This is a genomic window from Methylocella sp. (assembly GCA_037200525.1).
GTDB lineage: Bacteria > Pseudomonadota > Alphaproteobacteria > Rhizobiales > Beijerinckiaceae > Methylocapsa.
This window is the reverse complement of sequence record JBBCGG010000001.1, coordinates 307955-319975: the sequence shown is the minus strand read 5'-3', so window position 1 is coordinate 319975 and position 12021 is coordinate 307955. Positions and strand designations below refer to the sequence as shown.

General features: G+C 61.7%; 12 protein-coding genes and 1 riboswitch. Of the genes, 6 read left to right on the top strand and 6 right to left on the bottom strand.

The window, feature by feature from the left end; all coding sequences use genetic code 11:
• Positions 1-35: 35 nt before the first annotated feature.
• Positions 36-246, bottom strand: a riboswitch (cobalamin riboswitch).
• A gap of 67 nt (positions 247-313) precedes the next feature.
• On the bottom strand, positions 314-835 hold the full coding sequence (locus WDN46_01530; GenBank protein ID MEJ0092147.1) for a c-type cytochrome, methanol metabolism-related: 522 nt from the start codon (positions 833-835) through the stop codon (positions 314-316).
• A 206-nt stretch (positions 836-1041) separates the two neighbouring features.
• Here WDN46_01530 and cobO point away from each other — a divergent pair, with 206 nt between their 5' ends.
• Both cobO and WDN46_01520 read left to right on the top strand, forming a co-directional pair.
• Positions 1042-1662, top strand: a complete 621-nt coding sequence (gene cobO / locus WDN46_01525; protein ID MEJ0092146.1) for a cob(I)yrinic acid a,c-diamide adenosyltransferase — start codon at positions 1042-1044, stop codon at positions 1660-1662.
• Positions 1663-1682: 20 nt separating this feature from the next.
• Positions 1683-3140 carry a cobyric acid synthase gene (locus WDN46_01520; GenBank protein ID MEJ0092145.1) on the top strand — a complete coding sequence of 486 codons (1458 nt, stop codon included), beginning with the start codon at positions 1683-1685 and terminating at the stop codon, positions 3138-3140.
• On the opposite strand, the gene cbiB is transcribed toward WDN46_01520, so the two are convergent.
• On the bottom strand, positions 3129-4112 hold the full coding sequence (gene cbiB, locus WDN46_01515; GenBank protein ID MEJ0092144.1) for an adenosylcobinamide-phosphate synthase CbiB: 984 nt from the start codon (positions 4110-4112) through the stop codon (positions 3129-3131). The two genes, WDN46_01520 and cbiB, sit on opposite strands and share 12 nt — an antisense overlap.
• A gap of 47 nt (positions 4113-4159) precedes the next feature.
• On the opposite strand from cbiB, the gene cobD reads away from it, so the two are divergent.
• The 4 genes from cobD to WDN46_01495 all read left to right on the top strand — a co-directional run bounded on the left by cobD (position 4160) and on the right by WDN46_01495 (position 7847).
• Positions 4160-5197 (top strand): threonine-phosphate decarboxylase CobD, encoded by a 1038-nt coding sequence (gene cobD / locus WDN46_01510; protein MEJ0092143.1) that lies wholly within the window; start codon positions 4160-4162, stop codon positions 5195-5197.
• A gap of 175 nt (positions 5198-5372) precedes the next feature.
• Positions 5373-5918: an iron transporter gene (locus WDN46_01505; GenBank protein MEJ0092142.1), complete on the top strand. Its 546-nt coding sequence runs from the start codon at positions 5373-5375 to the stop codon at positions 5916-5918.
• 25 nt (positions 5919-5943) lie between these two features.
• Complete coding sequence (locus WDN46_01500) at positions 5944-6282, top strand: cupredoxin domain-containing protein (protein MEJ0092141.1); 339 nt, start codon at positions 5944-5946, stop codon at positions 6280-6282.
• 116 nt (positions 6283-6398) lie between these two features.
• Positions 6399-7847: a 4Fe-4S binding protein gene (locus WDN46_01495; protein MEJ0092140.1), complete on the top strand. Its 1449-nt coding sequence runs from the start codon at positions 6399-6401 to the stop codon at positions 7845-7847.
• A 4-nt stretch (positions 7848-7851) separates the two neighbouring features.
• Here the strand turns inward: WDN46_01495 and WDN46_01490 are convergent, their stop codons facing one another.
• Genes WDN46_01490 through obgE form a run of 4 tightly spaced genes read right to left on the bottom strand, consistent with a single transcriptional unit; the run spans position 7852 to position 12013 of the window.
• Positions 7852-8478 (bottom strand): nicotinate-nucleotide adenylyltransferase, encoded by a 627-nt coding sequence (locus WDN46_01490; GenBank protein MEJ0092139.1) that lies wholly within the window; start codon positions 8476-8478, stop codon positions 7852-7854.
• Positions 8475-9773 (bottom strand): glutamate-5-semialdehyde dehydrogenase, encoded by a 1299-nt coding sequence (locus tag WDN46_01485; protein ID MEJ0092138.1) that lies wholly within the window; start codon positions 9771-9773, stop codon positions 8475-8477. Before WDN46_01485 ends, WDN46_01490 begins: the two co-directional genes overlap by 4 nt.
• A 45-nt stretch (positions 9774-9818) precedes the next feature.
• Complete coding sequence (proB, locus tag WDN46_01480; protein MEJ0092137.1) at positions 9819-10979, bottom strand: glutamate 5-kinase; 1161 nt, start codon at positions 10977-10979, stop codon at positions 9819-9821.
• Entirely contained in the window at positions 10976-12013 is a 1038-nt protein-coding gene (obgE, locus tag WDN46_01475; protein MEJ0092136.1) for a GTPase ObgE, read from the bottom strand. The genes proB and obgE overlap by 4 nt, the downstream gene beginning before the upstream one ends.
• Positions 12014-12021: the final 8 nt, after the last annotated feature.

The following is a 12021-nucleotide window of genomic DNA, read 5'->3' as shown; positions in this document are numbered from 1 at the left end:
CGCTCAGCATCGATATAAGCCGGAGCGCCCCGCCGGCCTGTGCTCGATCGAACGGCAGGTTTCCTGGCTCGCGGATCGGCGTCGCATGCCCCCTTCCCAGGACCCTCGATCGGCTCCCAGTGGCGTTTTGGCGTGCGACTACCCGCTTACAGTTGCGGGGGCAGCTGCGGCGTAAAGCATCCGAGGACGCCGGACCACATTCCCATTTACCCCTCGAAAAGAGGGACCGTTACGGGCGCGACACTAGACCGACTGAGCGCTATGTCAATCGGGCCAGGCTCTAGCGGCGATTTTCGGTCTTTTATTGCTTGGGCTAGCCGCCGAAGCACGAATCGAGGCTTTTTTCATACGCCTCCGGCCTTGGCGCATATTTCTCCGGCCTGTCGCGACCGAGCGCGTCATCGGAACGCGCGCGCAAATAGATGTAGATAGCGTCGATATAGCACATGACGTTCTTGTTGGTGCCGAAGGCAGGCATCACGAGATCCTGCGAAGCGCTGACATTTTGCATCCCGCCTATGATGATTCCCATCACATCGGACGTGCTCATTGACTTCAGCGCGTCGACCAGAGATGGCGCGTAGCTTGAGCCCAGCGCGTCGGGCCCATGGCATTGCAGACAATTCGCGCCATATTGCTGATAGCCGATATAGGTGTACCAATCGACGGTGCCGTCTTTGTCGATTTTGTAGGTTTGGTTGCCCTGTTTGTCGAAATATTCCCCGTTCGTCGAGGTAACGGGCGTCGGATCGCCGGCCCCGTCCGCACGAGCCGCAATTCCGCCGAAGAGGGCGCCAGCGGCGATCAGGCCGAAAAACAAAGCCTTTGTCTTCATTGATGTGCTCCCAAGTCCCGAATTCGGGTTAGAGGTTGTAGCCGCGTCCGCCGCAAAATCATAATCATAGCCGCCATGAATCGGAGTTATGCGTCGAAGCCGATCCGGCTTCCTTTTGTTCCCTGCTATTCAAGCGAGGCCGCCGCGATGCAGGGTACGCAATTGAGATTTCCCGCCTTCCATGACTTTTTCCGGAGTTAGGCTCAATGACTGAATTGCTGGACGAGGCGGAAGCGCTCCGACATCGCGAAAAAATGATCAAGCGCAAAGCCGTTCAGGACGCCGAGGTCGCCGGCAAAACGATTGCCGAGAAAGGCCTGTTGATTGTCCACACCGGGCCCGGCAAAGGCAAATCGACGGCGGCTTTCGGGCTCTTGATGCGCGGCCTTGGCCATGGCTGGCGCTGCGGCGTGGTGCAATTCATTAAAGGCGCCTGGCAGACCGGCGAGCGCAACGCCTTAAGCCGTTTTCCTGAACTCGTGGCCTGGCGTACCATGGGCGAGGGCTTTACCTGGGAGACGCAGGATCGCGCTCGCGACGTCGCAGCCGCCGAGGCGGCATGGGACAAGGCGCTCGAGCTGATGGCCGATCCCGCCATCAGATTGGTGGTGCTCGATGAATTGAACATCGCCTTGCGCTACGATTACCTGCCGCTCGCCGAGGTCGTGGAAGCGCTGCGCGGACGCAGGCCGGATCTGCATGTTGTCGTCACTGGCCGCAACGCCAAGCCGGAATTGGTGGACGCCGCCGATCTCGTGACTGAGATGACGCTCGTCAAACATCATTTCAAGGCCGGGGTGAAGGCGCAGCAAGGCATCGAATTCTGATGCGGCGGGCGAAAGCCTTGATGCTTCAGGGGACGGGGTCCGATGTCGGCAAATCGCTGATAGTCGCCGGGCTGTGCCGCGCCTACCGCAATCGCGGTCTCGCGGTTTTGCCGTTCAAGCCGCAAAATATGTCGAATAACGCCGCAGTGACGCAGGACGGCGGCGAGATCGGCCGCGCGCAGGCGGTTCAGGCGAGGGCCTGCGGCGTCCTGCCCAGCATCGATATGAATCCGGTCCTGTTGAAGCCGCAGAGCGGAACCGGGGCCCAGATTGTGTTGCGCGGCAAAGTCATCGGCAACGCGGAGGCGCGCGCCTATCAGGATTGGAAACCGAAGCTGCTCGGCGCCGTGATCGAGAGTTTCGAGCGGCTTGCCGAAAACTCCGATCTTGTTCTTGTCGAAGGAGCCGGCAGCGCGTCGGAGATCAATCTGCGCAGGAACGACATCGCCAATATGGGCTTTGCCCGCGCCGCCGGCGTTCCGGTGATCCTTCTTGGCGACATCGATCGCGGCGGCGTCATCGCCCAGATCGTCGGAACGAAAACCGTCCTCGACCCGGCCGACGCGGAGATGATCAGGGGCTTTATCGTCAACAAATTTCGCGGCGATCCGGCGCTGTTCGCCGATGGCATGGTCCTGATCGAGAAGATGACGGGCTGGGCGGGGCTGGGTCTTATCCCGTTTTCTCCCGACGCCGCGCGTCTGCCGGCCGAGGATTCCTTTGGTCTTTCCGCCAAGAAAAGCTCAGGCCAAAAGCCGTCGGAAGATGGCAAGATCACCATCGCGATACCTGTGCTGCCAGGGATCGCCAATTTCGATGATCTCGACCCGTGGGCGCTGGAGAGCGAAGTTCGGCTCGTCATGGTCGAGCGCGGCGAAACCTTGCCGGTCGACGCCGCGCTGGTCCTTTTGCCCGGCTCGAAAACGACGATCGCCGATCTCGCGGCGTTCCGGCGCGAGGGTTGGGGCATTGACCTTGCGGCTCATCTGCGGCGCGGGGGCCATGTTTTTGGGCTCTGCGGCGGATATCAGATGCTGGGCAGGACGCTCCGCGACCCTCAAGGCTTGGAGGGAGCGCCCGGCGAGGCGCCGGGGCTTGGCTTGCTCGATATCGATACCGTCTTTGGCGGCGACAAAGTGCTGACGCCTGTGAAAGGGGTTGGCCTCGCGGATCAAGCGCCCTTCCAAGGCTACGAAATGCATATTGGACGGACCTTTGGACCCGGTTGCGAAAAGCCGCTGCTTGCCTTCGATGACGGACGCAAGGATGGCGCGATCTCGGCCGACGGGAAGGTCAGCGGCTGCTATGTGCATGGGCTTTTTAGCGATCCGGCGCAGCGCAGCGCTTTGTTGGACCGGCTCGGCGCCGCAGCCTCCGGGGCCTCCTATGACCAAACGCTCGAAGACGCGTTCGACGCCGTTGCGGCGCATCTTGAGGCGCACATGGACCTCGACCGGCTTCTGACCCTAGCGAGTTAACAGCGCGAGCAGCGCCAGCGCGCACCAGTGAATGAGGCAAGCGCGGCGATAAAGCACGAGGGCGCGAAAAATATCGGCGCTCGTTGCGCGGGCCTCGCCAGAACCGATCCAAGCGTCGTCGATCTCTGTTTCTGCATAAAATCGCGGGCCGCCGAGCTTCAGGTTGAGAGCGCCGGCGAAGGCCGCCTCTGGCCAGCCCGCATTGGGCGATGGATGTCCCCGCGCGTCGCGCCGCACCACCCGCCACGCCACGGTCGCGGATCCGCCCGGAACCAACAGGGCTGCAATCGTTATCCACACAGCGGAGAGCCGCGCGGGAAGAAAATTGGCGAGATCGTCGATCTTCGCGGCGGCGAAACCGAAGGCCTCGAAGCGTTCGGTGCGGTGGCCGATCATGCTGTCGGCCGTATTGATCGTTTTGTACAAAACCCCGCCGGGGAGCCCGCCGAACGCGAGCCAGAACGCGGGCGCGACAATTCCGTCGGAAAAATTTTCAGCGAGGCTTTCAATCGCCGCGCGGGCGACGCCGGCTTCATCGAGCGTTCGCACATCGCGCCCGACGATGGCGGCGACCTTCGCGCGACCGCCCGCGAGCCCTTTGTGATACAGGGCATCCGCAACTGCCTGGACATGCGAATCGAGGCTTCGTTGCGCAATGAGGCTCGAAGCGATAAGCGCAAGGAGGACAAGAGAGATCGGACTCGGAAGGCCGATATGCGTAACCAATCCGCTGGCAAGAAGGGCGCCGCCCCAGGCGATGGCTAGAACGAGGCCAAGCGCGAGGACGCCCATCAAGCGCCTTTGCGCGAAAGATTGATCAGCCCGGTTGAACCGGACGTCGGCAAGGCCGATCAATGCCCCGATCCAGCTGACCGGATGGCCGATCGCTTTATCGAGGCGTTTCGGATAACCAAGTCCGGCCTCGATCGCCACAGCGAGCGCCGCAAGCTCCAGGGTTTCGTTGAAATTCATGACGCCACCATCATGCACGAAAGCATCAAACTAAAGAGATAAAACGGATGCTTGATTCACTTCAATGCAATCCTGCTCGAGCGGGAGAAGAGCATGGCGGCGATCTGTCCGCCGCGCGGCGCGCCTTTCCAAACGCGCCGGAGCCCTGGCTTGATCTCTCGACCGGCGTCAATCCTTACGCCTACCCTTTTGCCGAGCCTCCTGGGGAGAGTTGGACGCGCCTGCCCGACCCCGCCGCGCTCGCCGGTTTGGAGAGGGTCGCGGCGCGGGCGTATCGAGTTCCAGCCGGCGCCGAAGCGGTCGCGGCGCCCGGAACACAGGCGATCATCAACTGGCTGCCCTTTCTCTTTCCGGCGCGCCGGGTCGGCATTTTGGGCTTCACCTATTCTGAACACGCGAGGGCGTGGCGCAACAGCGGGGCGGCCGTATCTATTGTCGACCATATTGATGATCTCAAAAGCGCGGACGTCGCCGTCATCGTCAATCCTAACAACCCGGATGGCCGGCTGCTCGCGGTCGGAGACCTTCTGGCGCTGGCGAGCGATCTCAGTCAACGCGGCGGCGTTTTGATCGTCGACGAAGCTTTTGTGGATTTCCTTGGTCCCGAGGCCAGCCTTGTCCCGGATATGCCGGAAAGCGGCGTCGTCATTTTGCGATCGTTTGGCAAGGCTTATGGCTTGCCTGGGCTGAGGCTCGGCTTTGCAATTGCCCCCAAAAACCTTGCTGCGAAACTTCGGACCGCCCTCGGCTGCTGGCCGGTGTCGGGTCCGGCCATCGCGATCGGAGCGCAGGCGCTGGCGGACGCGTTCTGGCTCCGATCGACGCGCGCAAAGGTTGAGGCTGCTGCTGCGGCGTTAAGGGAGATTCTCGCCGCTGCGGGTTTTTCGTCTCGCGAGGGTTTACTGTTCAAGTTGGCGAAGGCTGCAGACGCGCCGCGCCGCTTCGAAGCATTGGCGAAGTCAGGAATCTGGGTGCGTCGTTTCGAAATGCAGCCGGACTGGCTTAGGTTCGGTTTGCCCGGCTCCGAAGCCGATCGCGCTCGTCTTAGGCTGGCGCTTGGCATCGCATCAAAGAAGCGTGATTGAACGTTTCCAGTTTAAACCGTTTTAAGCCCGTTATATTAAAACGTTTATAAAATTGCGTGCATTAATTGCAGGCGTGGTTGCTTTGTTCTATGAATAATCTCCAATGCGGAAACATGATCGTCGCTTGTCGTTACTGGCGGGGAAGCGTGGGACGCCGAAACCTCCCAAGGGAAAAATGAAGCGACTCGGTTTTGTTTTGGCTTTTGCCGCAGGCGCCGCCCTCATGGGGCTCACAGCGGCGGCGAAAGAATATCCGGTCGGCAAGGCGCAGGAAAGCAACGGCCTCGAAATCGGAGCCGTCTACTTGCAGCCGATCGAGATGGATCCGCCCGACGTGATGCGTCCGGCGAAGGATTCCGACATACATCTTGAGGCCGACATCAAGGCCGCAAAAGACAATGCGAATGGATTTGCGCAAGGCGATTGGATTCCATATCTCGTCGTCGATTATGAATTGACCAAGCTCGACGACAACCAGTCTCAAAAGGGCAGTTTTATGCCGATGGTTGCGAATGATGGCCCTCATTATGGGGACAACGTGAAAATGATGGGCCCCGGCAAATACAGGTTGGCGCTGACCATCGCGCCGCCCAGCGACAATCCGCATGCGCATTTTGGCCGCCACGTCGACAAGGAGACTGGCGTTGGTCCTTGGTTTAAGCCCTTCACCATCGAATATGAGTTCATCTACGCGGGGCCTGGGAAAAAGGGCGCTTACTGAACCACGGCGCGCGAAAGGCACTGCCTTGTCCAAGAACGCGACGATTTTGCTAACTTCTTTTCTGCTTCTCAGCGTCGCCGGCTCTCTGCGCGCGGAGGAGGAGCCCGTCTTCACGCTCGAGTTTCACGACGGTAAGATCGCGCCCCTGCGGGTGGAGGTCCCAGCCAACACGCGGTTCAAACTCGAATTGCGTAATTCGGGCGTGACGCCGGCGGAGTTCGAGAGCAATGAACTGCGCAAGGAGAAGGTTCTCGCGCCGGACTCAACGTCGATCCTCGTCTTCAGGACGTTGGATCCGGGCGAATATGAGTTTTTTGACGATTTTCACCCGGACGCGCCCAAAGCAGTGCTCGTCGCCAAATGAGGCGCACAGCCAGCCGCGCCGCGCTCCGCTAGGTGCGAAAAAAGCGAAGTTTGCGAACGAAAACTGGCCGCAGCGGCATCCGGGGCGCATAATGAAGGCTGGGGAATAGGATTTTCATGGCGGTTCTACAGGCTGCGGCCGAGACAAACGCGGGAGTGGGAGGGCGGCCTGGCGAGCCGCGCCGAGCGCCTTTCGCGCTGGCCTTGAGCCGCCTTGGGAATTGGTTGCGGCGGAACCAAAAACTGATCCAGCGCCTCCAATGGATCGTCGTCGTCGCCTATATCGTTCTGGTCGCTGTGCCGGCTTTCATGCCTTTGCCGGGACGGCTCGCGCATATCTGGACCAATCTTACGCTATTCGCGCAATTCGCGTTTTGGGGCATCTGGTGGCCCCTTGTTCTCGTCAGCATGGTTCTCGTCGGACGCGCCTGGTGCGGCATTTTCTGTCCGGAGGGAGCTCTGACGGAGATGACCAGCAAGTACAGTCGCGGACTCGCGATTCCGCGTTGGCTGACCTGGAAAGGTTGGCCGTTCGTCGCTTTCGTCTGCACGACGATTTATGGCCAAATGGTCAGCGTCTACCAATATCCAAAGCCGACGCTGTTGATTCTTGGCGGCTCGACGGCAGGGGCAATCGCAGTCGGCTATCTTTACGGCCGCAACAAGCGGGTCTGGTGCCGCTATCTTTGTCCGGTAAACGGCGTCTTCGGCCTTCTGGCGAAGCTCGCCCCGATGCATTTCAACGTCGATGAAGAGGCCTGGACGCGTTCCCGCCGCACCGGCCACGAGCACTTCGCCGCGGTCAATTGCGCGCCGCTGGTGCCGTTCAAGACGATGAATGGCAATCATGATTGCCATATGTGCGGCCGCTGCAGCGGCTTTCGCGACGCCATTGAACTGGCGCCCCGCGCGCCGAACCATGAGATTGTCCATGTCGCAGGGTCGGCGCCAAAGCCGATCGAGACGCTGCTGATCGTTTTCGGGTTGATGGGCGTTGCAGCGGGCGCTTTCCATTGGAGCGCCAGCCCCTGGTATATCGACATCAAGCAGGCAGTGGCGACATGGCTCATCGATCAGAACGCCATGTGGCCTTTGCAGCTGCATGCGCCGTGGTGGATCTTCACCAACTACGCCGAGGTCAACGACCAGCTGACCCTTCTCGACGGCGCCGTCATGGTTTTCTATATCCTGGGGACAGCCCTAGCGATTGGCGCGCTCGTCTCGGTTTGCCTTCGGGCGGCGACGCGCAGCCTCGGCTCATGGTCGTCGGCGCGCTTTCATCATCTTGCCCAGAGCCTCATTCCGATCGCCGCCTGCGGTGTTTTTCTTGGGTTGAGCGCGACCACCGTTTCGCTGTTGCGGGCTGAAGGCGTTTCATTCGGCTTCCTCAGCTTGCTTCGCGCCGCCATGCTGGCCGGGGCGGCGATCTGGTCGGTCGCTCTTTCCTGGAGCATCGCCGGCCGCTGGACAAAGAACAGCCTTGCGCGATCCGCCGCAACCTCATGCGTCGCGCTCGCAGTTTCGATTGGCGTCTTCAGTTGGGTTTTGCTGTTCTGGATCTGGTGAGATTTCAGGAGCGGGGGGAACCGCGCAGCGCCGTCGACGACAGCGCCGAGCGTGGTCCGTGCAGAAAAACGAAAGCCGGCGGCTCGGCGTCGGCAAGGCAGGCCGCCCGCGCCTCGTCAAGCCGATAGCGCCCCAATACATGCGCCGCACGCGCAAACGGCGCTTTCAGCGTCGAGCCCGGACGATCGATGATCGCGATCGGCACAAGATCGATGATGTCGCGCCAACGCTTCCAGCGGTGAAAGCCAGGAAGGTTGTCGGCGCCCATCACCCAGACGAAGCGGACGCCCGGACAACGCTGCTTCAGATAGGCGATCGTCTCGAACGTGTAGGTCGCGCCGATCGTGGTTTCCAACCCCGTGACTTTTATCGACGGATGGTTCGCAATCTTCTGCGCAGCGGCGATGCGCGCCGAAAGCGGCGCCAGCTCGCGCTTGTCCTTAAGGGGATTGCCGGGGCTGACGAGCCACCAGACGCAATCGAGCCGCAGCCGCCGCAGGGCGAGCAGGCTGGCTTCCCTGTGGCCCATGTGCGGCGGGTTAAAACTCCCGCCAAACAGGCCAACCCGCAAACCGGCTTTATGCGGGGGCAGGGCGACAAAACCGCTCGGATGCGGCGGCCCTGCATTCACGGACGAATCTGCCCGCTGCCATGCACCCGGTATTTAAACGAAGTGAGCTGTTCAAGCCCCACGGGTCCCCGCGCATGCATGCGGCCGGTCGCGATGCCGATTTCGGCACCGAAGCCGAATTCGCCGCCATCGGCAAATTGGGTTGAGGCATTGTGCATGACGATGGCGGAATCGACTTCCCGCAGGAAGCGGTCGGCGGCCCCTTGATCTTCGGTCAGGATGCAATCGGTGTGATGCGAGCCGAAGCTCTCGATATGTTCGATCGCTTGTTCGAGTCCATCGACGACCCGTACGGCGATGATCGCGTCGAGATATTCAGTGCGCCAATCCTCCTCGGTCGCGGGGGCGACGCGCGAGTCAGTTTTGCGCGTCGCCTCGTCGCCTCTCACCGCGCAGCCGTTATCGAGCAAAAGCTTAACGAGTGGAGCAAGATAGGTCGGAGCGCAGGCGCGGTCGACGAGAAGGGTTTCCACCGCGCCGCAAACGCCGGTGCGGCGTAGTTTCGCGTTGAGAACGATCGTTTTGGCTTTGGCGAGATCGGCGTCGCGATGGACGAAGATGCTAACGACTCCCTCAAGATGCGCGAAGACCGGAACGCGCGCCTCGCTCTGCACGCGGGCGACGAGGCTTTTGCCTCCGCGCGGCACGATCACATCGATGTTTCCGCCAAGGCCCTTGAGCATTTCGCCGACGGCGGCGCGATCCGTGACGGGCACGAGGGTTATGGCGGCCGTGGGGAGACCGGCCTCGGCAAGCCCGGCTACCAGACTTTGATGGATTGCTCGCGTCGACCGGCTGCTTTCAGAGCCGCCGCGCAGAATCACGGCGTTGCCGGACTTGAGGCAGAGCGCTCCGGCATCCGCCGTCACCGCCGGGCGACTTTCATAAATCATGCCGACGACGCCGAGCGGGGTTGCGACGCGTTCGATGACAAGTCCGTTCGGGCGCTCGAAACGGGCGAGCTGACGCCCGATGGGATCAGGCAGGGCGGCGATCTCCTCGAGACCCTTGGCCATTGCTTCTATGCGCTTAGCGTCGAGGAGAAGCCGATCAAGGAAGGCGCTTGCGACGCCATTGTTTTGCGCCGCCGCGACATCTTGCGCGTTGGCCGAGAGAATGGCTCCCGCATTCTCTCGGACGGCTTTGGCGGCGGACAAAAGCGCGAAATTTTTGGCGTCCGTGGAAGCCAATGAAAGCGCGTGCGCGGCTGTCCGAGCCGAGCGGCCGAGATCCGCCATCAGCAGCGCGACATCCTCTTGGCCGGAGCTGCTATCGGCGCGTTTCAGATTGTCCATCGCTCTTTGCTTTCGCTGTGACGGCGTCGCTTCGCCGCTTTCAGTCTAGTCTCCAGCGACGACCATGTCATCGCGGTGGATGATCGCCGCCCGTCCCGGTTCGCCGAGCACTGCTTCTATATCTTGCGAATTGCGCCCGGCAATCAAGATCGCTTCGCTGGCGTCATAGGCGACGAGGCCTCGCCCGATTTCGCCGCCCAGCGGATTGCGCATCAAAACGCAATCGCCGCGGGCGAAATTGCCCTCCACCCGAGTGACCCCGGCCGGAAGGAGGCTCTTGCCGGCGATGATCGCCCGTTCGGCTCCCGCGTCTATATGCAACGCCCCGCGCGGTTCGAGCGATCCGGCAATCCATTTTTTGCGAGCGGTCACGGGGCTGGAGCCGGTGAGGAACCAAGTGCAGGGCGCCCCAGCGTCGATCCGCGCCACGGGATGGGCGACCCGTCCGTCAGTGATCAGCATATGGGCGCCGCCTGTCGTCGCGATTTTGGCGGCCTCAATCTTCGTGCGCATGCCGCCGCGCGAGAGTTGCGAGGCCGCGCCGCCGGCCATGGCCTCGATCTCCGCCGTCACGCGCGAGACCACCGGAATCAGCGCCGCGTTCGGGTTCTCGTTCGGGGGCGCTGTGTAGAGGCCGGGAACATCGGACAGTAGAATCAAAAGATCGGCGCTGGCCATAGTCGCAACGCGCGCGGCGAGGCGATCATTGTCGCCGTAACGGATTTCGGACGTCGCCACCGTATCGTTTTCGTTGATGACGGGGACGGCGCGCAGGTCAAGGAGGCGCCCGATCGTCGCCCGCGCATTGAGATAGCGGCGGCGCTCCTCGGTATCGCCGAAAGTGACGAGAATTTGCCCCGCGGTGATGGCGCGGTCAGCCAGAACCTCGGCCCAGATTCGAGCCAGAGCGATCTGCCCGACGGCGGCGGCAGCCTGGCTGTCTTCGAGCTTCAGATCGCCGTCGGGCAGGTCGAGCACCGTGCGTCCGAGCGCGATCGAGCCGGAGGAGACCACAAGAAGATCGGCGCCTGGGCCATGCAGCGCCGCTATATCCTGCGCCAAAGACTCCAGCCATTCGCGTTTGACGCGGCCCTGCGCCCGATCGATGAGCAGGGATGATCCGACTTTGATGACGATCCGCCGGAAATCCTTGAGGCGCGGCAGCGTGCTTGCCGGCGTCGCTGTGGAATGCTGATCAAGGCTCAAGGGCGCCACTCGACGGCGACATCGTCTGGCATCTCTTTTTTCGGTTGGCCGGCGTCGATCAATGCAAGAATTTCACGCAACGCCTCGCGCAGATTGGTGTTGGTCGCGGCCGAAATCTTTAGCGGCGTGCATTTGGCCGCGCGTTTCAGGCGCGCCATCTGCTGTTTGAGGGTGTCGGCATCGACGCTGTCGACTTTGGACAGCGCGACGATTTCGGGCTTGTCAGCCAGACCTCCGCCATAGGCATCGAGCTCGTGGCGGACGATTTTATAGGCTTTGCCGGCATGTTCCGTATTAGCGTCGACGAGGTGGAGCAACACGCGGCAACGCTCGACATGTCCCAAAAACCTGTCGCCGAGGCCAACGCCGTCATGCGCGCCTTCAATCAGGCCCGGAAGATCGGCGAGAACGAATTCGCGATCATCGCAGGCGACGACGCCAAGGTTCGGATGCAAGGTCGTAAAGGGGTAATCGGCAATTTTTGGCCGCGCCGCGCTGACGGTAGAGAGGAAGGTCGATTTGCCGGCATTGGGCAGACCGATGAGCCCCGCGTCGGCGATGAGCTTCAGCCGCAGCCAAATGATGCGCTCCTCCCCCTCCTGACCCGGATTGACGCGTCGGGGCGCGCGATTTGTCGATGTCTTGAAATGAGCGTTGCCGAAGCCGCCATTGCCGCCCCGCGCGAGCACAAAACGCTGACCGATCTCGGTCAGATCGGCCAGCAGGACCTCGCCCTCTTCGTCGAAAACCTGGGTGCCGGCCGGAACCTTCAAAACCGCGTCATCGCCTCTGCCGCCAGCGCGGTTCTGGCCCATGCCGTGCGTTCCGGTCTTCGCCTTGAAGTGTTGCTGATAGCGATAATCGATCAACGTGTTGAGGCCGCCGACGCATTCGATGACGACATCGCCGCCGCGTCCGCCATCGCCGCCGTTCGGACCGCCGAATTCGATGAACTTTTCGCGGCGAAACGAAAGACAGCCGGCTCCGCCATCGCCGGACCGCGTATAGACCTTAGCCTCATCCAGAAATTTCATCGCAAGTT